This window comes from Pseudomonas machongensis, assembly GCF_034961125.1.
Classification (GTDB): Bacteria; Pseudomonadota; Gammaproteobacteria; order Pseudomonadales; family Pseudomonadaceae; genus Aquipseudomonas; species Aquipseudomonas machongensis.
This window is the reverse complement of the sequence record NZ_JAYFUI010000100.1, coordinates 1-21,945: the sequence shown is the minus strand read 5'-3', so window position 1 is coordinate 21,945 and position 21,945 is coordinate 1. Positions and strand designations below refer to the sequence as shown.

The 21,945-nt window shown below is 63.7% G+C and carries 17 protein-coding genes and 1 pseudogene; 12 read left to right on the top strand and 6 right to left on the bottom strand.

The features are described from left to right. Positions 1-343, bottom strand: a 343-nt coding sequence (locus VA602_RS11055; RefSeq protein ID WP_323453227.1) for a UvrD-helicase domain-containing protein, incomplete at its 3' end; no start/stop codon positions are given. Between the two features lie 255 nt (positions 344-598). On the opposite strand from VA602_RS11055, the gene VA602_RS11050 reads away from it, so the two are divergent. Then, positions 599-2,263: a putative bifunctional diguanylate cyclase/phosphodiesterase gene (locus VA602_RS11050; protein WP_054894104.1), complete on the top strand. Its 1,665-nt coding sequence runs from the start codon at positions 599-601 to the stop codon at positions 2,261-2,263. A 34-nt stretch (positions 2,264-2,297) separates the two neighbouring features. Here the strand turns inward: VA602_RS11050 and VA602_RS11045 are convergent, their stop codons facing one another. Further along, complete coding sequence (locus VA602_RS11045; RefSeq protein ID WP_323453226.1) at positions 2,298-3,680, bottom strand: NorM family multidrug efflux MATE transporter; 1,383 nt, start codon at positions 3,678-3,680, stop codon at positions 2,298-2,300. A gap of 160 nt (positions 3,681-3,840) precedes the next feature. Between VA602_RS11045 and VA602_RS11040 the strand changes: the two genes are divergently transcribed. The 3 genes from VA602_RS11040 to VA602_RS11030 all read left to right on the top strand — a co-directional run bounded on the left by VA602_RS11040 (position 3,841) and on the right by VA602_RS11030 (position 7,292). Next, a complete protein-coding gene (locus VA602_RS11040; protein WP_323453225.1) occupies positions 3,841-4,767 on the top strand; it encodes a LysR substrate-binding domain-containing protein in 927 nt (308 codons plus the stop codon). 84 nt (positions 4,768-4,851) lie between these two features. Continuing rightward, entirely contained in the window at positions 4,852-6,795 is a 1,944-nt protein-coding gene (locus VA602_RS11035) for a cytochrome c/FTR1 family iron permease (protein ID WP_323453224.1), read from the top strand. Positions 6,796-6,842: 47 nt separating this feature from the next. Then, the gene (locus VA602_RS11030) at positions 6,843-7,292 is read left to right on the top strand and encodes a YaiI/YqxD family protein (protein ID WP_054894100.1); all 450 of its coding nucleotides are present in this window, start codon (positions 6,843-6,845) and stop codon (positions 7,290-7,292) included. 44 nt (positions 7,293-7,336) lie between these two features. On the opposite strand, the gene elbB is transcribed toward VA602_RS11030, so the two are convergent. Continuing rightward, complete coding sequence (elbB, locus tag VA602_RS11025; protein WP_200603870.1) at positions 7,337-8,002, bottom strand: isoprenoid biosynthesis glyoxalase ElbB; 666 nt, start codon at positions 8,000-8,002, stop codon at positions 7,337-7,339. A 112-nt stretch (positions 8,003-8,114) separates the two neighbouring features. Here elbB and VA602_RS11020 point away from each other — a divergent pair. Further along, positions 8,115-8,741: pseudogene (locus VA602_RS11020) on the top strand (sterol desaturase family protein); the annotation flags it as partial. Positions 8,742-9,242: 501 nt separating this feature from the next. Here VA602_RS11020 and VA602_RS11015 read toward each other — a convergent pair. After that, positions 9,243-9,887, bottom strand: coding sequence for a DedA family protein (locus VA602_RS11015; RefSeq protein ID WP_172964798.1), 645 nt, complete (start codon positions 9,885-9,887; stop codon positions 9,243-9,245). 208 nt (positions 9,888-10,095) lie between these two features. Here VA602_RS11015 and hemB point away from each other — a divergent pair, with 208 nt between their 5' ends. Beyond that, a complete protein-coding gene (gene hemB, locus VA602_RS11010) occupies positions 10,096-11,106 on the top strand; it encodes a porphobilinogen synthase (RefSeq protein ID WP_063542047.1) in 1,011 nt (336 codons plus the stop codon). 20 nt (positions 11,107-11,126) lie between these two features. After that, entirely contained in the window at positions 11,127-13,364 is a 2,238-nt protein-coding gene (ppk1, locus tag VA602_RS11005; protein WP_323453223.1) for a polyphosphate kinase 1, read from the top strand. Between the two features lie 53 nt (positions 13,365-13,417). Here ppk1 and ppx read toward each other — a convergent pair whose 3' ends face one another. Continuing rightward, positions 13,418-14,920, bottom strand: coding sequence for an exopolyphosphatase (gene ppx, locus VA602_RS11000; protein WP_112897073.1), 1,503 nt, complete (start codon positions 14,918-14,920; stop codon positions 13,418-13,420). Positions 14,921-15,197: 277 nt separating this feature from the next. Between ppx and trxA the strand changes: the two genes are divergently transcribed. From trxA to VA602_RS10975, 5 genes are all read left to right on the top strand, one after another. Next, positions 15,198-15,527: a thioredoxin TrxA gene (gene trxA, locus VA602_RS10995; protein ID WP_323453222.1), complete on the top strand. Its 330-nt coding sequence runs from the start codon at positions 15,198-15,200 to the stop codon at positions 15,525-15,527. Between the two features lie 254 nt (positions 15,528-15,781). Beyond that, positions 15,782-17,041, top strand: coding sequence for a transcription termination factor Rho (gene rho, locus VA602_RS10990; RefSeq protein ID WP_039581904.1), 1,260 nt, complete (start codon positions 15,782-15,784; stop codon positions 17,039-17,041). Positions 17,042-17,281: 240 nt separating this feature from the next. Beyond that, positions 17,282-18,748, top strand: coding sequence for a 4-hydroxy-3-polyprenylbenzoate decarboxylase (gene ubiD, locus VA602_RS10985; RefSeq protein ID WP_197893418.1), 1,467 nt, complete (start codon positions 17,282-17,284; stop codon positions 18,746-18,748). Next, complete coding sequence (locus VA602_RS10980; RefSeq protein WP_054894091.1) at positions 18,748-19,716, top strand: CDP-6-deoxy-delta-3,4-glucoseen reductase; 969 nt, start codon at positions 18,748-18,750, stop codon at positions 19,714-19,716. Before ubiD ends, VA602_RS10980 begins: the two co-directional genes overlap by 1 nt. 333 nt (positions 19,717-20,049) lie before the next feature. Further along, entirely contained in the window at positions 20,050-20,700 is a 651-nt protein-coding gene (locus VA602_RS10975) for a gamma-glutamylcyclotransferase (protein WP_125931033.1), read from the top strand. Positions 20,701-20,790: 90 nt separating this feature from the next. Here the strand turns inward: VA602_RS10975 and VA602_RS10970 are convergent, their stop codons facing one another. After that, positions 20,791-21,768, bottom strand: coding sequence for an NADPH:quinone oxidoreductase family protein (locus VA602_RS10970; protein WP_323453221.1), 978 nt, complete (start codon positions 21,766-21,768; stop codon positions 20,791-20,793). Positions 21,769-21,945 lie beyond the last annotated feature (177 nt).

Sequence of the window (21,945 nt, the reverse complement as noted above, 5' to 3'; positions counted from 1 at the left end):
TGATGTCGGACTCGTCGAAGATCGAGAAGCCCGGCTTGTAGCCCAGGCGCTGGTGTTCCCGGCGGATGATGTTCAGGCCCAGGTTGTGGAAGGTGCACACCGTCAGGCCCCGGCCTTCGCCCGGGCGCAGCAGGGTGCCGACCCGCTCCTTCATCTCGCGCGCGGCCGTGTTGGTGAAGGTCATGGCGACGATGTACTGGGCACGGATGCCGCAGTTCTGGATGAGGTGGGCAATCTTGCGCGTGATCACGCTGGTCTTGCCGGAGCCTGCACCGGCGAGCACCAATAGAGGGCCGCCGACGTAGTCTCGGGCTTCCTGTTGCCGGGGATTGAGTCGGGACATGCTAGAAACCGGGAGTAACCAGAAAATAGCCGCGCATTCTAGCAGGCATGGGTCGGTTATGGCGCGACCGTCTGACAGTGTGATGCAGCGCACCATTCAGATTTGCGGGCGTTGCGACTTTCGCGCAGGATGCACGGCAAAATCCGTCGAGATGCGGGGCAGGGAACGCCACATATAAAAGTGAGAATCATTTCCACTTGTCGGTTAGGATACGGCACATCCTCGGTCACACTGTTCGAGCCCTAAGGAGCCCGCTTGTCCACGCCCGTCGAACCGTTGCGCTTGCTGCTGTTGGCCGATGAGCCGGAATGGGCTGCGTTGCTGCGCGAATGTGTCCAGCCGCTGGCTGGCAGCGCGGTACTGTTGACTGCGCCGAACTGGGAGGCGGTGGACAGCCTGTTCGTTCACGATCGCCAGGCCGTGGTACTGGCCACGCCCGACCTGCAGCCGACACCCGGACGCTGCGACCTGCCGACCATCCTGCTGCTGGAGCACGAGCCCGAGACGCCTCCGGTGGGCGTGAGTGACTGGCTGGTGCGTGGGCAGCTGAGCAGTGATGCGCTGCGCCGCTCGTTGCGTCATGTGCGTGAACGCGGTGTGCTGGTTGCCACCTTGCAACGCCTGGCCGAGCAGGACCCGCTCACCGGCATCGCCAATCGCCAGGGCTTCCAGGCACTGCTCAGCGCACGCCTGGCGGAGAACGCAGGCCGCGGCCTGGCCCTCGGTCACCTGGACCTGGACAACTTCCGTCACGTCAACGACGCCCTGGGGCACCAGGGCGGTGATCGCCTGATCCTGCAGGTGGTCAACCGACTCAAGCAGCAGCTGGAGGCCGGTGATCAGTTGGCGCGCCTGGGCAGCGATGAGTTCGCGCTGCTGATCGACACCCGCCGCGACCCCAGCCGCGCCGAGCGCACCGCCGAGCGTATCGTCGAAGCCCTGGCCGAGCCGTACTGGATCGATGGCGAAAGCCTGCTGCTTGGCTGCAGCCTGGGCCTGGCCCATGCCCGTGCGCAAGCGGGCGCCGATCCGTTGATGTGGCATGCGCATATCGCCATGCGCCAGGCCAAGGGCAGCCAAGGCTGCACGTATCACGTGTTCAACGAGCGGATAAACAGCAACGCCCGCAGCCTCGCCGACCTGGAAAGCGAGCTGCGTCGGGCCCTGCGTCGTGACGAGCTTGAACTGCACTACCAGCCACGCTTGAACCTCAAGGACGGCACCATCGTCGGCCTCGAGGCACTGGTGCGCTGGCGGCATGCCGAGCGTGGTCTGCTGCCGCCCAGCGAATTCGTGCCGCTCGCCGAGCAGAGCGGGCTGATCGTACCGCTGGGCTACTGGGTGATCTCCCGCGCCCTGCGTGACATGCAGGCCCTGGGCGAGCACGGCCTGGCGCCGCTGCACATGGCGGTGAACCTGAGCTTCCGCCAGTTCCAGGACAGCCAGCTGTTGGCGACCCTGAGCCGGCTGATCGTCGAACACGGCGTCGATGCGCGTTGGCTGGAGTTCGAGCTGACCGAGACCGCGGTGATGCGCCGCAATGAAGTGGTGCGCCAGACCATGGATGCATTGGGGCGCCTGGGTGTGCGTTTCTCGCTGGATGACTTCGGCACTGGTTTTTCGTCGTTCGTGCACTTGAACAGCCTGCCCATCACTTTGCTCAAGGTCGATCGCAGCTTCGTCGCCGGCATGGAGCAGCGCGAAGAAAACCGCAAGTTGGTGCACGCGATGATCAACCTGGCGCACAACCTCAACCTGGAAGTGGTGGCCGAAGGGGTGGAAAGCGATGAGCAACTGGGTCTGCTGCGTGATTTCGGTTGCGACCAGGTGCAAGGGTTCCTGGTCAGTCGGCCGCTGCCGATCGATGAGCTGATCGTCTACCTGTTCCAGGCGGCCAAGCCGCAGTTGGTGAGTGTTTAGCCGGTAGCGGCCCGCGATAGGGCCGCCACTGATTTCAGGCCGAAACCGCCGCCCCCACGGCCGCCTTGCCCAGCAAGCGCTTCATCCGCCATTCGAACGCCAGCGTCAGCGCCACCGCCGCACACGCCAGCCCCAGCGCCAAGCCCCACCAGATACCCACCGCACCCCCGCCGAGCGTGAAGGCGAACACCCAGGCGCATGGCGCGCCCACCAGCCAGTAGCACAGCAGACCGATCACGAACGTGGTCTTGGCGTCCTTCAGGCCGCGGATCGAGCCCATGGCGATGGTCTGCGTGCCGTCGAACAGCTCGAACCAGGCGGCCACCATCACCAGCTGCACGGCGAGCGCGAAGATGGCGGCGAACGCTGGGTCATTGCGATCGACCAGCAGCCCCACGAAGGTCTCCGGGAACAGCCAGAACAGCACCGCGAAGGTGAACATCACCACCGCGCCCAGGCCGATCCCGATGCGCCCGGCGCTGCGCGCGGCGAGCAGGTTGCCTGCGCCGTAGTACAGCCCGACTCGCATGGTCACCGCATAGGACAGCCCGGTCGGCACCATGAACGCTGCGGAAATGATCGGCAGGGCGATCTGGTGGGCGGCCAGCTCGGTATCGCCCAGCACACCCATGCACAGGGCGGCGAAGGCGAACAGGCCGACTTCGACGATGTAGGTACCGCCGATCGGCAGGCCCAGCCGCCACAACTCGCGCAGTGCATCGAGCGATGGGTGTGACAGGCCCTTGCGCAGCGGATAGGCGTCGTATGCACGGTGCCAGTGGATGTATAGAGCCAGGGCGATGGCCATGCCCAGCGACACCACGGCAGTGACCAGGCCGATGCCCATGAGGCCCAGCTTGGGCAGGCCGAACATGCCTTCGATCAACGCGTGGTTGAACAGATAGTTGAGTACCGTGCCCACCAGGCTGATGACCATCACCGGGGTCGAATGGCCCAGTGCGCTGGTGAAGCCGCGCAGGGCCATGAAGGTCAGGTAGCCGGGCAGCGCCAGGGGTAGCAGGGTGAGGAACTGCATGGCCATGTCGACGTTGTCGGGACGCTGGCCGAACAGCAGCAACAAAGGTTTGAGGTTCCACAACACCAGGGCCGCGCCCAGCGCCAGGCCCCAGGCCAACCACAGGCCGTTCTGCGCCAGGCGCGTGGCACCGGCTGTGTCACCTGCGCCTTTGCGGAAGGCCACCAGGGTGCCGACCGCGGCGATCACGCCCAGGCAGAAGATCGACACGAAGGAGTAGCTCGCCGCGCCCAGGCCGCCCCCGGCCAGCGCCTGTGGACTGATGCGCGCCATCATCAGGGTGTCGGTGAGCACCATCAGCATGTGCGCCAATTGCGAGGCGACCAGGGGGCCGGCCAGGCGCAGCAGAGCCTTGAGTTCGGTGGTGGGCGCGACATGCATGGGGCGAAGTCCTTGGGTGTGGGTCCTACAGAAAGAGCTCACGATTCTGAGGCTTCGGTCAACATTGCACAAAAAGATAAAAGCGATCATTGGCATGAGTTCAACTCATGAATGTATGCTTCTGCCGAATTGCCTCATGCGCCCGTATGACAGGTGTCTCATGTCTCGTCAGCTACCACCGCTGTATGCCCTGCGCGCATTTGAAGCCGCCGCGCGGCTGAGCTCCTTCACCCGCGCCGGTGAGGAGCTGTCCATCACCCAGAGCGCGGTCAGCCGCCACATCCGCACGCTTGAAGATCACTTCGGCTGCCGCCTGTTCGTGCGCAACGGTCGTAATCTGCAGCCCACCGAGGCGGCGCGGATGCTGTTGCCCGGTGTGCGCGACGGTTTCTCGTCACTGGAGCGGGCCTGCAATACCTTGCGCGGCGAAGACGACATCCTGCGCATGAAAGCCCCCTCGACCTTGACCATGCGCTGGCTGCTGGCGCGCCTGAGCCGCTTTCGCCACCTGCAGCCGGGCAACGAGGTGCAACTGACCAGCGCCTGGATGGACGTCGACCATGTGGATTTCAATCAAGAGCCTTTCGATTGCGCCGTGCTGCTCAGCGACGGCAACTTTCCGGTGGACTGGGAGGTGCGTCGGCTGTTCGCCGAGCTGCTGATCCCGGTTGGCGCTCCGGACCTGCAGGCCGAAGCACCGTGGGATGCGCGCAGGCTGGCCAGTGTCGAACTGTTGCACCCGACGCCCGATCGTCGCGACTGGCGCAGTTGGCTGGCGCGCATGGGCCTGAGCGAAACGGTGTCGCTCAAGGGCGGGCAGGTGTTCGACACCCTGGAGCTGGGCATGATCGCCGCAGCCCGGGGTTATGGGGTGTCGATGGGGGACCTGCTGATGGTCGCCGAAGACGTTGCCCAGGGGCGCCTGAGCCTGCCATGGCCGACGGCGGTGGCCAGCGGCCTGGACTATTACTTGGTGTGGCCGCGCACCCGGCCGGGGGGCGAGCGGTTGCGGCGATTGAGCGCCTTCTTGCAGGAGGAAGCGGCGGCGATGGATTTGCCTGAGGTGGAGATTTTGGAAGCGCCTTAGGCGCGCCGATCAGGGCGTATTCGTTGCAAGATTTTTCAACAAATCCGCCCGCGAACCTTGAGCAAGACGCAGTGGAAGTGAACAATGTTCGCTTTCGTATTCCCGTCGAGATCTCCCATGATTCCCCGTTCCCGTCCACTCGCCTGGTTGCCGGCCTTGTTGCTCGGCTCGGTGCTGGCGCTCTGCAGCACCCTGGCGCAGGCCGAAGCCCCTGCCGACGCCACCAAGGCGTTGCACCTGCTGGACTATATCGGTGCCGACTACCCACCGACCGTGCATGACGGCAAGGTGGTGGATGAGGGTGAATACCGCGAACAGCAGGAGTTCAGCGGGTTGCTTGCAGAGCTGCTCAAGGGCTTGCCGGCCAACCCCGAGCGCGACGCCCTCGAGCAGGGTGTGCAGGTACTGCGTCAGGCCATCGAGCAACGCCAGGACGGTGGCGCCGTGGCGCACCAGGCTCGGCAGTTGGGCGCGCGGCTGGCGGTGGCCTATGAGGTCAGCCAGGCGCCGGTGATCACGCCGGATCCGGCACGTGGTGCTGCGTTGTACGCGCAGAACTGCTCGATCTGCCACGGTGACACCGGTGCCGGGGACGGCCCGGCGGGTGTCGGCCTGGAGCCTGCGCCGGCCAACCTGCGCGACGCCCAGCGGCTTGACCAGCTGAGCCTGTTCGACCTGTACAACACCCTCGGCCTGGGTATCGAGGGCACCGAGATGCCGTCGTTCGCCGACCAGCTCGACGAACGCCAGCGCTGGGACGTGGCCGCCTACATTGCCAGCTTCACCGCCGACCCGCAGGCGGCCAAGGGCGACAAAACCTGGAACATCGCCGACCTGGCCCGCCAGACCCCGGCCGAAGTCGCCGCCAATGAAGGTGCCGACGCCGTTGCCGCATTCCGTGCCCAGCGCGCCCAGCCACCGCAGGTCAAGCGTGGCCCGGCACAGTTGCTCGAATACACCTCCAGCACCCTGGACAAGAGCCTGGCGGCCTACCGCGAGGGCGATCACGACCAGGCCTACGACCTGTCGGTGGCCGCATATCTCGAAGGCTTCGAGCTGGTGGAGAGCTCGCTCGACAACATCGACGCGCAGGTGCGCAAGGATACCGAGAAGTCGTTGATGGCCTACCGGCAGTCGCTGCAGGATGGTCTGCCCGCCGAGCAGGCTGCGCAGCGGCTGGCCGAGGCCAAGGTCAAGCTGGAGCAGGCGGCGAAACTGCTGGGCAGCGATGGTCTGAGTTGGTCGTTGAGCTACATCTCCGGGCTGCTGATCCTGCTGCGCGAGGGCCTGGAGGCGATCCTGGTGCTGGCGGCGATCCTCGCCTTCCTGCGCAATACCGGGCAGCAGTCGGCGGTACGCAGCGTCAACATTGGCTGGGGCCTGGCATTGGTGGCAGGTTTCGCCACCTGGGCACTGGCGGCCTACGTGATCGATGTCGGCGGCGCCCAGCGCGAGTTGCTCGAGGGCTGCACGGCACTGTTCGCTGCGGTCATGGTGCTGTGGCTGGGGGTCTGGATGCATGACCGGCGCCACGCCGCAGCCTGGCAGGACTACATCAAGAGCAGCCTGCTCAGTGGTGGCGGGCGCTTCGGCTTTGCCATGCTGGCGTTTTTCTCGGTGTACCGCGAGCTGTTCGAGGTGATTCTGTTCTACGAAACCCTGTGGCTGCAGGCCGGGCCTGCCGGGCACCAGGCGGTGCTGGCCGGTGGCGCTACCGCGCTGGTGTTGCTGGTGGGGTTGGCCTGGGTGATCCTGCGTGGATCGGCGAAGCTGCCGCTGTCGCTGTTCTTCAGCATTAACGCTGCATTGTTGTGCGCGCTGTCGGTGGTGTTCGCCGGGCACGGCGTCAAGGCGCTGCAGGAAGCTGGGGTACTGGGCACGCGACCGGTGCCGTTCTTCGAGTTCGATTGGCTGGGGATTCATGCCGACGCCTATTCGCTGAGTGCGCAGGCGGCGGCATTGCTGGCTATCGTGGTGCTTTACGGACGCTCGCGCATTGCCGAAAAACGCAGGGCTGCAGCGAACTGAGGCCGGGGCTGGCACACTATTTCTTTTCGAATTACGGAAACATCGTCATGCGCATATGGATCGACGCCGACGCCTGCCCCAAGGCGGCCAAGGACCTGATCGTCAAATTCGCCCTCAAGCGCAAGCTGGAAGTGGTGATGGTGGCCGGCCAGGCCGTGGCCAAACCGGCCTTCGCGATCGTGCGGCTGATCGTGGTGCCCAGCGGCATGGATGCCGCCGACGACTACCTGGTGGAGCATGCAGAGCCCGGCGAGCTGGTGATCTGCAGCGACGTACCGCTGGCCGATCGTCTGATCAAGAAGGGTGTGGCGGCGCTGGACCCACGTGGTCGCGAGTTCGACGAGCGCAACATGGGGGATCGGCTGGCGGTGCGCAACCTGTTCACCGAGTTGCGTGAACAGGGGCAGGTCGGCGGCGGGCAGGCGCCCTATGGCGAGCGGGAGAAGCAGGCGTTTGCCAATTCGCTGGATCGGATCCTCACGCGGTTGACGCGTTGACCTTTTCACGGCCTTGGCCGCGAAAAGGCCCGCCCTGATGCGCTTCAGTCCTTCTCGTGAGTCAGCTCCAGCACCCGGTCCACCAGTTTGTAGATCCCACCCGCCGCTTCGCTGATCGACTTGGCCAGCATGTAGGCCGGGGTGGTCACCAGCTTGCGCTGGGTGTCTTCGACGATGTCATGCACATCGCATTCTTCATGGGTGCCGCCCATCTTCACCACGGCTGCGCTGGTGTCGGCATCGTTGCCGATGGTGCAGACCACGCCTGGGCCGTAGATCTTCGCGGCCAACGCCGGCGAGATGCAGATCAGGCCGACCGGCTTGCACGCCGCGGCGAAGGCCTCGGCCAGTGCCAGTACCTCGGGGTTCACGCTGCAACTGGTCCCTTCGACGGCGAAATTGGACAGGTTCTTGGCAGCGCCAAAGCCGCCAGGGACGATCAGCGCGTCGAAGTCCTCGGCCTTGGCTTCGCGAATATCCTTCACTTCACCGCGGGCGATGCGCGCCGACTCCACCAGTACATTGCGCGACTCGGACATTTCTTCGCCGGTCAGGTGGTTGATCACGTGCATCTGCGCGATGTTCGGCGCGAAACACTGCACCTGGGCGCCGCGCTGGTCGAGGCGCAGCAGGGTGATCACGCTTTCGTGGATTTCGGCGCCGTCATACACGCCACAGCCGGAAAGAATCACCGCTACCTTTTTCGTCATGCTCATTACTCCAGTGTCGAGGCGCTAAATGTCCTCTAGTTTGGCAGATGTGGCCATAAGGGTTGTGCCCGACGCAGCCTAATCTCTGTGGATAACGCTTGGGATCGTCACCATGGACCTGATTCTGCTGGCCGTGCCGTTCTTCTTCGTGCTGATTGCTGTGGAGCTGGTCGCCGACCGGCTGCGCGGGCAGCGCAACTATCGCCTGGCCGATTCGATCAACAGCCTGAGCACTGGGGCGCTGTCGACCAGCACGGGGCTGCTGACCAAGGGCGTCGGGCTTGTAAGCTACGCGCTGGCCTGGGAGCACCTGGCCCTGCTGCGCCTGCCGGACGGTGCGCTCTGGGTCTGGTTGCTGGCGTTCGTGCTCTACGACTTCTGCTACTACTGGCTGCACCGCCTCGGCCATGAACGCAACGTGTTGTGGGCGGCGCATTCGGTGCATCACCAGAGCGAGGAGTACAACCTCACCACCGCCCTGCGCCAGACCAGCAGCGGCTTTCTCTTCTCGTGGATCTTCTATCTGCCGCTGGCCCTGGTCGGCGTGCCGCCGCTGGCATTCGTCACCGTGGCATCGCTGAACCTGCTGTACCAGTTCTGGGTGCATACCCGGCACGTGCCCAAGCTGGGCTGGCTCGAATGGGTACTGATCACGCCGTCCAACCATCGCGTTCACCATGCGCAGAATCCTTTGTACTTGGATCGCAACTACGGCGGCGTGTTCATTCTCTGGGACCGCCTGTTCGGCACTTTCCAGGAGGAGGACCCGCGCGAGCCCGTGGTGTTCGGCGTGACCACGCCGCTGACGAGCTGGAATCCGCTGTGGGCCAACCTGCAGTTCTATGCCCAGCTCTGGCGCGATGCGCGGCGCACTCGCTGTCTGTGGGACAAGCTGCGGATCTGGTTCATGCCCACCGGATGGCGACCGGCGGATGTGGAGGCGGGTTATCCACAGGCCAAGGTTGATCTGGCGCAGTTTCGCAAGTTCGAGATACCGCTGGGGCGAGCCCAGCAGTTGTACGTGGCGCTGCAGTTCGCCGTGTACGCAGGGTTGGGGAGTTACCTGATGGAGGTGGCCGAGCGCGTGCCGCCAGCGGCGCTGGTGCTTGGCTGGACACTGATGGCGTTTGGCTTGTTCGTGCTTGGGGTGGCGCTGGAGAACCGGCCTTGGGCCGCGCGCCTCGAGCTGCTGCGGCTGGCGTCCAACGGGCCGGCGCTTTATCTGGGGGGGGTGTTGGGCCTAGGGGCGGTCACGCCCTTGGCCTGGCTCCTGCTCGGGCTCTACAGCCTGTTCAGCCTGTGCGGCCTGGCTTTCTGCCGCCGCCTTGCGCTCCGCACGCAAGTTGCGGAAACGTCGGCGCAGCCAGAGCAGCCCGCCCAGCACCAGCAGGCCGCCGAGCACCCATAGCTCGTATTTCTTCACGTTGCCCAGCAGGCCTTCGAGGATGGCGCCGAAATGATAGGCCGCCGCGCCCAGGGCCAGGGCCCAGATCGCCGCGCCAATACCGTTGAGCAGCAGGTAGCGCCGCGGGGGATAGCCGGACAGGCCGATGGCCACCGGCATCACGGTGCGCAGGCCATAGACGAAACGGAAGCTCAGCACCCAGATGTCGGGGTGGCGGCGGATGTGCTCCAGCGCGCGGTCGCCCATCGCCTGCCAGCGCGGTTTGCGCGCAAGGATCTTGCGCCCGTGGCGACGGCCCATGAAATACCAGAGTTGGTCACCGGCATAGCTGCCGAAGAACGCCACCACCACGACCAGGCTTATGTCCATGTATCCACGGAACGCGAGGAATCCTGCAAGTACCAGGATGGTCTCGCCTTCAAAGAAGGTGCCTAGAAAGAGGGCGAAATAGCCGAAATCCTGCAGGAATTGTTGAAGCATTTTCTGAGGTGCTGGCGAAATGAACGCGCAGCCTACCCCTTCGCGCGCCTGGGGGAAAGTGTCCAAATGTGTCTCGACGTGAACATTTCCTACAAGGACAATGCCTGCGGCCACAAGTCGCAGGGTTGCCCTTCCCTGTAACCTAGGCGTCATAATGGACGCTTATAACTGTCGCGCTAGCCCGCCTGCGCGGGCTCAGGAGTCTGCCGTGAGCTTTACCCCCGCCAACCGCCTGTTTCCTGCTACCCGCCTGCGTCGCAACCGCCGGGACGAATTCTCCCGTCGTCTGGTTCGCGAGAACACCCTGACCGTCGATGACCTGATCCTGCCGGTATTCGTGCTGGACGGTGAAAATCGTCGCGAGGAAGTGCCGTCGATGCCGGGCGTCGAGCGTCTGTCGATCGACCTGCTGCTCGAAGCCGCACAGGGTTGGGTCGAGCTGGGGATTCCGGCGCTGGCGCTGTTCCCGGTGACCCCGGTGGAGAAGAAATCCCTCGACGGTGCCGAAGCCTGGAACCCGGACGGTATCGCTCAGCGTGCCACCCGCGCCCTGCGTGCGCGCTTCCCGGAGCTGGGAGTGATCACCGACGTCGCACTCGATCCCTTCACCACTCACGGCCAGGATGGCATCCTCGACGAAGAGGGCTACGTACAGAACGACATCACCGTCGACGCCCTGGTGCGTCAGGCGCTGTCGCATGCCGAAGCCGGTGCCCAGGTGGTGGCGCCGTCCGACATGATGGACGGTCGTCTGCAGGCCATCCGCGAGGCCCTGGAGCTGGCCGGCCACGTGAACGTGCGCATCATGGCCTACTCCGCCAAGTACGCCAGCGCCTACTACGGCCCGTTCCGCGATGCGGTCGGCTCGGCGCTGAACCTGGGCAAGGCCAACAAGGCCTCCTACCAGATGGATCCGGCCAACAGTGACGAGGCCCTGCATGAAGTGGCCACCGACCTCGCCGAGGGCGCTGACATGGTCATGGTCAAGCCGGGCATGCCGTACCTGGACATCGTTCACCGCGTCAAAACCGAATTCCGCGTGCCGACCTTCGTGTATCAGGTCAGCGGCGAATACGCCATGCACATGGCGGCCATCCAGAACGGCTGGCTGAGCGAAGCCGTGATTCTCGAATCCCTCACCGCTTTCAAACGGGCCGGCGCCGATGGCATCCTCACCTATTTCGCCGTGCGTGCCGCTCAATTGTTGAGAGGGCAGTAACGCCCTCACAGGAACGTCAGATGAATAACGAAGTGCTCACTGCTGTCGAGATCAAGGAAGCCAAGGCCCTCCCGGAGGAACTGGTCCAGACCCCACCGGACCTGCCGGCGGCACCTGAGCCGGAGCCTGCGCCTGTCGTCGAGGCCGCCGCCCCGGCGCCGGCCCCGGCGATTCCGGTGCCGGGCCTGGACGACAGCAGCCTGTACATTCATCGTGAGCTCTCGCAGCTGCAGTTCAACATCCGCGTGCTGGAGCAGGCGCTGGATGAGTCCTACCCGCTGCTTGAGCGTCTGAAGTTCCTGCTGATCTTCTCCAGCAACCTCGATGAGTTCTTCGAGATCCGCGTCGCGGGGCTGAAGAAGCAGATCAATTTCGCCCGGGAACAGGCCGGCGCCGACGGCCTGCAGCCGCATCAGGCGCTGGCGCGGATCAGCGAGCTGGTACACATCGAGGTGGACCGCCAGTACGCGATCCTCAACGACGTGTTGCTACCGGAGCTGGAGAAGCATGCGATTCGCTTCATCCGCCGCCGCTACTGGACGCCCAAGCTCAAGACCTGGGTGCGTCGCTACTTCCGCGACGAGATCGCCCCGATCATCACCCCGATCGGCCTCGACCCGACCCACCCGTTCCCGCTGCTGGTGAACAAGAGCCTGAACTTCATCGTCGAGCTCGAGGGCGTCGATGCCTTCGGTCGCGACTCGGGCCTGGCGATCATTCCGGCGCCGCGTCTGCTGCCACGGGTGATCCGTGTGCCGGAAGAGGTTGGCGGCCCCGGCGACAACTATGTCTTCCTGTCGTCGATGATCCACGCCCATGCCGACGACCTGTTCCAGGGCATGAAGGTCAAGGGCTGCTACCAGTTCCGCCTGACCCGAAACGCCGACCTGGCGCTGGACTCCGAAGAGGTCGACGACCTTGCTCGTGCCCTGCGTGGCGAGCTGTTCTCGCGCCGCTACGGCGACGCCGTGCGCCTGGAGGTTGCCGACACCTGTCCTAAGCACCTCTCCGACTACCTGCTCAAGCAGTTCAGCCTGAGCGAGAGCGAGCTTTACCAGGTCAATGGCCCGGTCAACCTGACTCGTCTGTTCAGCATCACTAGCCTGGACAGCCACCCGGAGCTGCAGTACACGCCGTTCACCCCGGCGATCCCTAAGATCCTGCAGAACGCCGACAACATTTTCAGCGTCATCAGCAAGCAGGATGTGTTGCTGATGCACCCGTTCGAATCCTTCACTCCGGTGGTCGACCTGCTGCGCCAGGCCGCCAAGGACCCGCACGTGCTCGCCGTGCGCCAGACCCTGTACCGCTCCGGGGCCAACTCGGAGATCGTCGACGCGTTGGTCGATGCCGCGCGTAACGGCAAGGAAGTCACTGCGGTGATCGAGCTGCGCGCGCGTTTCGACGAAGAGTCCAACCTGCAGATGGCCAGCCGCCTGCAGGCGGCCGGTGCGGTGGTGATCTATGGCGTGGTCGGCTTCAAGACCCACGCCAAGATGATGCTGATCCTGCGCCGCGAGCAGGGCGAGATCGTCCGCTACGCGCACCTGGGTACCGGCAACTACCACGCCGGCAACGCTCGCCTGTACACCGACTACAGCCTGCTGACCTCCGATGATGCGCTCACCGAGGACGTCGGCAAGCTGTTCAGCCAGTTGATCGGCATGGGCAAGACCCTGCGCATGAAGAAGCTGCTGCATGCGCCCTTCACCCTCAAGAAGGGCATGCTCGACATGATCGCCCGCGAGACGCAGTTCGCGCTCGATGGCAAGCCGGCGCACATCATCGCCAAGTTCAACTCGCTGACCGATGCCAAGGTCATCAAGGCCCTGTACAAGGCGAGCCAGTCGGGCGTGCGCATCGACCTGGTGGTGCGTGGCATGTGCTGCCTGCGTCCGGGCATCCCGGGGGTTTCGCACAACATCAATGTGCGCTCGATCATCGGCCGCTTCCTCGAGCATACGCGGGTGTTCTACTTCCTCAACGGCGGCGAGGAGCAGATCTACCTGTCCAGCGCCGACTGGATGGAGCGCAACCTCGACAAGCGCGTCGAGACCTGCTTCCCGGTGGAGGGCAAGAAGTTGCTGCTGCGGGTGAAGAAGGAGCTTGAGGGCTACCTGACCGACAACACTCAGGCCTGGACCCTGCAGCCTGACGGTCGTTATGTGCGCAGTACCCCGACCGGCAACCAGAACCCGCGTAGCGCCCAGGCGACCCTGCTGGAGCGCCTGAGCAACCCGGTGCTGAACGTACGCTAGAAACGCTGTAGGCGCGGCACAAGGCCGCGCCTACATAGGGTCAGCGTCGGGGCTCAGCGCACGCTCAGCACGAACCCGACCCGCGCCAGCCACTCCGCCTCGTTGGCGAAGTCGGCCTGGGTAAGCGGATGCTGCTCCAGCCAGCCCTCAGGGAACACCACTTCCAGGCTGTCGTCGGCAGCCTTGAGCTCGACCTTGGGCATTTGCTGGGTGCCGCGGATGTGGTGGAAGAGGATGGCGAAGCGCAGCAGCACGCACAGGCGGATCAGCTTGACGCCTTCATCGCCGAACTCGGCGAACTTGTCCTTGGGGATGTTGCGGCGATGGCCGCGTACCAGCAGGGCCAGCATCTGCTGGTCTTCGCGAGAGAAGCCCGACAGGTCGGAGTGCTCGATCAGGTAGGCGCCGTGCTTGTGGTAGTGATAGTGGGCGATGTCCAGCCCGACTTCATGCACCTTCGCCGCCCAGCCCAGCAGGTCGCGCCAGTTGCCGTTTTCCAGATCCCACGCCTTGGCCACTTGGTCGAAGGCGTGCAACGCCTTGCGCTCCACGCGCGCGGCCTGGCCTTGATCGACGTGATAGCGCTCCATCAGCGAATTCAGTGTGCGCTCACGCACGTCCTCGTGATGATGGCGGCCGAGCAGGTCGAACAGTACGCCCTCACGCAGGGCGCCGTCACAGTGGTCCATGCGCTGCAGTTCGAGGGCGTCGAAGATCGCCTCGAGAATCGCCAACCCCGCAGGGAAAATGGTGCGCCGGTCCGGTTTGACGCCGTCGAAGTCGATCTTGTCGACTTCGCCCAGCTTGAACAGCTTGCGCTTGATCACGGCCAGGCCTTCGGCATTGACCTCGCCGTTGCCATGGCCGTTGGCCTTGATCGCGGCGCCGATGGCGCGGATGGTGCCCGATGAGCCGATGGCCTCGTCCCAGGTCAGGCGGTGCAGGGCGTTCTCGATGCTCATCAGCTCAAGGCGCGCGGCAGTATAGGCCTGGGCGTAGCGTGCCGGCGTGATCTTGCCGTCGCGGAAGTAGCGCTGGGTGAAGCTCACGCAGCCCATCTGCAGGCTTTCGCGCAGCAGTGGCTCGAAACGTTGACCGATGATGAATTCGGTACTGCCGCCGCCAATGTCGGCGACCAGGCGTTTGCCGGGGGTGTCGGCGAGGGTGTGCGACACGCCCAGGTAGATCAGGCGCGCCTCTTCGCGACCTGAAATGACCTCGACCGGATGGCCGAGGATGGCTTCGGCACGCAGGATGAAGTCATTGCGGTTGCGTGCTTCACGCAGGGCGTTGGTGCCGACGATACGCACTGCGCCGGCCGGCATGCCATTGATCAGCTGGGCGAAACGCTTGAGGCATTCGAGGCCCCGCTGCATGGCTTCTTCGCTGAGCTGGCGATCTTCGCTGATGCCCGCAGCCAGCTGAACCTTCTCCCCCTGCCGTTCGAGAATGCGGATCTCGGTATGGTGGGCCTTGGCCACGACCATGTGGAAACTGTTGGAGCCAAGGTCGATGGCGGCGATCAGAGACAGGTTCTTCGCGGTGGTTTGCGGCATGATCTGGATGTTCTCGGTCGATAACCCGGCAATCCTGCCATGATCGCGGGCATACGCCAACGCGCGACATGGCGAGGATTGATGCAGGGCAATGTGCGGGTGGCCTGGATGACTGATCAACAAAGGCCTCGGACAAATCCTATGACGCTTGTATGACAGTTTCGATTCGTGGCGTCTTGCACAACTATAGTTACACTCAATCGGCCGTGGCTTCCTGTAGGGCGTGGGTGCGGCTATGATGGGCAACGTTTTTTATGCTTACGACCTGGAGAACTCCATGAGCAGCGATCTGATCAAACACGTCACCGACGCCACCTTCGATGCCGAAGTGCTGCAGGCTCAAGGCCCGGTGCTGGTCGACTACTGGGCTGAATGGTGCGGTCCATGCAAGATGATCGCTCCGGTCCTGGACGAAATCGCCTCCACCTACGAAGGCAAGCTGACCGTCGCCAAGCTGAACATCGACGACAACCAGGAAACCCCGGCCAAGCACGGCGTGCGTGGTATCCCGACGCTGATGCTGTTCAAGAACGGCAACGTCGAGGCGACCAAGGTCGGCGCGCTGTCCAAGTCCCAGCTGGCCGCGTTCCTCGACGCCCACCTGTGATGTGAAAGAGCCCCGCAAATGCGGGGCTTTTTTTGTCCCCGAGGCTCGATTTCCCCTGTCAAAACCACTAGACGCCGAAAAAAGCAAGTGTTACATTCGGCCTCGCACTGCTTCTCCAGTGCCCTTCGCACGCCGTCGCCGACGCACTCCCAATTCGAATCAGTACGCGATCCTGTCGCCAATCTAGCGGCGCGGCCTCATTAAGCCAGAAGCTTAATTCTCCCCCCTTCTTACATGATTACGTCACTCCCCTTATGAACCTGACAGAACTCAAGCAAAAGCCGATTACCGATCTGCTGGAAATGGCCGAACAGATGGGCATCGAAAACATGGCCCGTTCGCGCAAGCAGGACGTGATTTTCGCCCTGTTGAAAAAACACGCGAAGAGCGGCGAAGAGATCTCGGGTGACGGCGTGCTGGAGATTCTCCAGGATGGATTCGGTTTCCTGCGTTCGGCAGATGCCTCGTATCTGGCCGGCCCTGACGATATCTACGTCTCGCCCAGCCAGATCCGCCGCTTCAACCTGCGCACCGGCGACACCATCGTCGGCAAGATCCGCCCGCCGAAGGAAGGGGAACGTTACTTCGCCCTGCTGAAGGTCGACACCATCAACTTCGACCGTCCGGAAAACGCGAAGAACAAGATCCTGTTCGAAAACCTGACGCCGCTGTTCCCGAACCATCGTCTGAAGATGGAAGCCGGTAACGGCTCCACCGAAGACCTCACCGGTCGCGTCATCGACCTGTGCGCACCTATCGGCAAAGGCCAGCGCGGCCTGATCGTCGCTCCGCCGAAAGCGGGCAAGACCATCATGCTGCAGAACATCGCGGCCAACATCACTCGCAACAACCCCGAGTGCCACCTGATCGTCCTGCTGATCGACGAGCGCCCGGAAGAAGTGACCGAGATGCAGCGCACCGTGCGCGGCGAAGTGGTCGCCTCGACCTTCGACGAGCCACCGACCCGCCACGTGCAGGTTGCCGAAATGGTGATCGAAAAGGCCAAGCGCCTGGTCGAGCACAAGAAGGACGTGGTCATCCTGCTCGACTCCATCACCCGTCTGGCGCGTGCCTACAACACCGTGATCCCGAGCTCCGGCAAGGTCCTGACCGGTGGTGTCGACGCCCACGCCCTGGAAAAGCCCAAGCGTTTCTTCGGTGCTGCCCGTAACATCGAGGAAGGCGGCTCGCTGACCATCATCGCCACCGCGCTGGTCGAGACCGGTTCGAAGATGGACGAGGTCATCTACGAAGAGTTCAAGGGTACCGGCAACATGGAACTGCCGCTGGATCGCCGCATTGCTGAAAAGCGCGTGTTCCCGGCCATCAACATCAACAAGTCCGGTACCCGCCGCGAAGAGCTGCTGACTGCCGACGACGAGCTGCAGCGCATGTGGATCCTGCGCAAGCTGCTGCACCCGATGGATGAAGTGGCGGCCATCGAGTTCCTCATCGACAAGCTCAAGCAGACCAAGACCAACGATGAGTTCTTCCTGTCGATGAAGCGCAAGTAAGCGTTTCCGTCGGCACAGCGAATTGGGGCTGCTGCGCAGCCCATCGCGGGACAAGCCCGCTCCTACAAGGATCACGCCAGACCTGTAGGAGCGGGCTTGTCCCGCGATGGGCCGCATAGCGGCCCCAAGTCATTGATGCGCCCTACGAACGAGCGCATTGCATTCTGCCATTTGGCTATCAAAGCCCGATCGGCGCTACACTCTGCACCCCGACCGATACAGCCAACACGAGGCTCACGCATGCAGTATCGCGATTTGCGCGACTTTATCCGTGGCCTGGAGCAGCGCGGCGAACTCAAGCGCATCCAGGTTCCGATCTCGCCCGTCCTGGAAATGACCGAAGTCTGCGACCGCACCCTGCGGGCCAAGGGCCCGGCGCTGCTGTTCGAGAAGCCCACCGGCTTCGACATCCCGGTGCTGGGCAACCTGTTCGGTACCCCCGAGCGTGTGGCCATGGGCATGGGCGCCGAGTCGGTCGGCGAGCTGCGTGAAATCGGCAAGCTGCTGGCCTTCCTCAAGGAGCCCGAGCCGCCGAAGGGCCTGAAGGATGCCTGGTCGAAGCTACCGATCTTCAAGAAAGTCGTGTCCATGGCGCCCAAGGTGGTCAAGGACGCGGTGTGCCAGGAGGTGGTGGTCGAGGGTGAGGATGTCGACCTGTCCCAGTTGCCGATCCAGCACTGCTGGCCGGGTGACGTGGCGCCACTGATCACCTGGGGCCTGACGGTGACTCGCGGGCCGAACAAGGATCGCCAGAACCTCGGCATCTACCGCCAGCAGGTCATCGGTCGCAACAAGGTCATCATGCGCTGGCTGAGCCATCGTGGCGGCGCGCTGGATTACCGCGAATGGTGCGAGAAGCACCCAGGCCAGCCGTTCCCGGTGGCCGTCGCGCTGGGCGCAGACCCGGCCACCATCCTGGGCGCCGTGACGCCGGTGCCCGACACCCTCTCCGAGTACGCTTTTGCAGGGCTGCTGCGCGGCAACCGCACCGAGCTGGTCAAGTGCCGCGGCAGCGACCTGCAGGTGCCGGCCACCGCCGAAATCATCCTCGAAGGCGTGATCCATCCGGGTGAAATGGCCCCGGAAGGCCCTTACGGCGACCACACCGGCTACTACAACGAGGTGGACAGCTTTCCGGTGTTCACCATCGAACGCATCACCCATCGACAAAAGCCGATCTACCACAGCACCTACACCGGCCGGCCGCCCGATGAGCCGGCAATCCTGGGCGTTGCGCTGAACGAAGTGTTCGTGCCGATCCTGCAGAAGCAGTTCCCCGAGATCGTTGATTTCTACCTGCCGCCGGAAGGCTGTTCCTACCGCATGGCGGTAGTGACCATGAAAAAGCAATATCCGGGGCACGCCAAGCGCGTGATGCTGGGTGTGTGGTCGTTCCTGCGACAGTTCATGTACACCAAGTTCGTTATCGTCACCGACGACGACGTCAACGCCCGCGACTGGAACGACGTGATCTGGGCCATCACCACGCGCATGGATCCCAAGCGTGATACGGTGATGATCGACAACACGCCGATCGACTACCTCGACTTCGCGTCGCCGGTATCGGGCCTGGGGTCGAAGATGGGCCTGGACGCCACGCACAAGTGGCCGGGCGAGACTACACGCGAATGGGGCCGGGTCATCGTCAAGGACGATGCCGTCACCCGCCGTATCGATGAGCTGTGGGACCAGTTGGGAATAGATTGATGCAGGTGACCTTGCAGCCGTCCGGCGCGGTGCTGTCCATCGAGCCGGGCGAGAGGATTCTGGATGCAGCGCGGCGCCTGGGCTACGAGTGCCCGAGCAGCTGTCGCAACGGCAATTGCCATGTGTGTGCGGCGTTGCTGGTGGAAGGGCGGGTGCGGCAGGACGGTGAGGTCCGCGATCACGGTGAACTGTTCACCTGCATCGCCGAACCGCTGGAAGATTGCGTGCTGCTGTGGGATGGCGTGCTGGCCTTGGGCGAGTTGCCCGTGCGCAAGCTGGCCTGCACCGTCAGCGAGTGCGTCGAGGTAGGCGGGGATGTCTGGCGCGTGCGTCTGCGCGCGCCCGCCGGCAAGCCGCCGCGCTACCACGCTGGGCAATACCTGATGATCGAGCGGGAGGGGGCCGACAAGGCTGCGTTCTCGCTGGCGTCTGCCCCGCATGCTGGTCGCGATCTCGAGCTGCATGTGCTGGCACGTGAAAGCAGCGCGGTAAAGCTGATCGAGCAGTTGCAACGCAACGGCATGGCCCGCATCGAACTGCCATTCGGTGACGCACACCTGGCCGAGCTGCCGGACGGACCGCTGGTGCTGATCGCTGCCGGGACCGGCATGGGCCAGATGCACAGCCTGGTCGAGCATTGCCGCGCCAACGGCTTCAAGCATCCGGTGCACCTGTATTGGGGTGTACGCCGGCCCGAGGAGTTCTACACCCTCGAGCACTGGGCCGAATGGGAGCGTCTGCCCAACCTGTTCCTGCACAAGGTGGTCAGCGACCTGTGTGGCTGGGAGGGGCGTTGCGGCCTTTTGCACGAGGCAGTGTGCGAGGATATCGCCGACCTGAACAGTGTGCATGTCTATGCCAGCGGTTCACCGAACATGGTCTATGGCACGCTCGATGCGCTGGTCGAGGCGGGCATGGATGCGCACCGCATGCGCGCCGACGTGTTTGCCTACGCTCCACGCGGCTGAGTAATTAGGTATTCATGAGAGCCTGCGGCGCGCTGCAATGGCGCGCCGTGATTAATAACCAAAGTTATCGTCGTCGATTATAAGCAGTGAATTATTACCCGCCGGGTTAATAACTTTTACTATGCTTATAACAACACTTTCCAGTCGTCGGTATCGCGCGTGAAACTTTGCCAAAAGGGGTTGAGGTTTCGCCGTCATATGTCTTACGGTAGGCACATCGTCATCAACCTCTTGCGGTACAGGCCCCGCAGCATTGGGTGCGGGCTCGCAGGCGAATGCGTCGATCGCAATACAGCACTCCGGTAGTTACACAGGAAATAATGGCGGCAGCCTATGTCGGCACTTGAAAGTTCTTCGTGGCAGGTTTCTTACCCTCCGTCGCTCGACTTCGGTCAACAACTGACCCCTGAGCAATTGCAGCACTCCATGACAACGACCATGTCCCGTCATGACGGTGGGCCTGTGTGGTTGTTCGCCTACGGTTCGTTGATCTGGCGTCCGGAGTGCAACTCGGTAGAGCGTCAGCGTGCGCGGGTGCACGGTTATCATCGTGGGCTTTACCTGTGGTCCCATGAGCACCGCGGTACACCAGAATGCCCAGGGCTGGTGTTCGGCCTGGATCGTGGTGGTTCGTGCAGCGGCTTTGCCTATCGCCTGGACGAGAGCTGCCTGGACGACTCGCTGATGGCCCTGTGGCAGCGGGAGATGCCTTATCCGGCCTATCGTCCGCATTGGCTGACCTGCCGACTCGATGACGGCAGCAAGGTGCAGGCCTTGGGCTTCGTGCTGGAGCGTCACTTGCCGTGCTATGCCGGCAACCTGCCGGACACCCTGCTCAGCCAGATTCTGGCAAGCGCCAAGGGGCGTTACGGCACCACGCGGGAGTATGTGGAGCAGACGCTGAATGCCCTGCGCAGCCACCAGATGCCTGATCGGGAGCTGGAAGCGCGGTTTCAGCGCTGCCACAACCTGCGCGAGGTTTGACTGCGCCGGCCTCTTCGCGGGCAAGCCCGCTCCTGCAGAGACGGTAACGTTTGTAGGATCGGGCTTGCCCGCGAAGAAGTCATCACCGAATCACCTGGCCAACACCACCAGCTTGCCCACCGCCTGCCGTTGCCCCAACCGTTCGATAGCCGCACCCGCCTCGCCCAGCGCGTAGGTCTGCGACACCAGCGGTTTCAACTTGCCCTCGGAGTGCCACGCAAACAGCTGGCGGAAGTTGGCAGCGTTGTCTTCGGGTTGGCGCTGGGCGAACGCCCCCCAGAACACCCCCAGCACCGCCGCGCCCTTGAGCAGCACCAGGTTGGCCGCCATCTGCGGGATGGTGCCACTGGCGAATCCCACCACCAGCAGCCGGCCGTTCCAGGCCAGGCCTCGTACGGCCTGGTCGAACAACTCGCCGCCGACCGGGTCGTAGATCACATCCACACCCTGGCCGTTGGTCAGGCGCTTGATCTCTTCCTTGAGGCTGACCTGGCTGTAGTCGATCAGCTCATCCGCCCCGGCTGCCTTGGCCACGGCGAGCTTCTCGGCGCTGCTGGCCGCCGCGATGACCCGTGCACCCAGTGCCTTGCCGATTTCCATCGCTGCCAGACCCACGCCCCCTGACGCGCCGAGCACCAGCAGGGTTTCCCCTGCCTTGAGCTGGCCACGCTGGGTAAGTGCGTGCATCGAGGTGCCGTAGGTCATGCCGAAGGCGGCCGCCGTGGTGAAATCCATGCCTGCCGGGATGGGTAGCACATTGTAGTAAGGCACCGCGACCTGCTCGGCGAAGGCGCCCCAGCCGGTGAGGGCCATGACCCGGTCGCCGACCTTGAAAGCCCCGGCCTTCTCGCCGACCGCCGCCACCACGCCGGCCGCTTCACCGCCAGGCGAAAAGGGTAGAGGAGGTTGAAACTGGTACTTGCCTTCGATGATCAGGGTGTCGGGGAAGTTGACCCCGGCGGCATGCACCTCGAGGAGGATCTCGTTCTTTTTCGGCACGGGGCCTGCGACCTCTTCCAGCACCAGGTCCCGTGCCGGGCCCAGGGTTTTGCACAACACAGCTTTCATCGGGCTATTCCTTTGCGGGTGATGGCCGATAAGTGTAGGAGGACGAAGGGGTGGGTCAACGAGCATGGCCTGCTCTGATGAGTCGGCATAAGCCCGGGCTTGGGTTTGAGCGATGCGCTGGGTAAGCTGGCGTCAATTGTATTGAGGAGCGATTTCGTGAAAGCGTGGATCTTGATG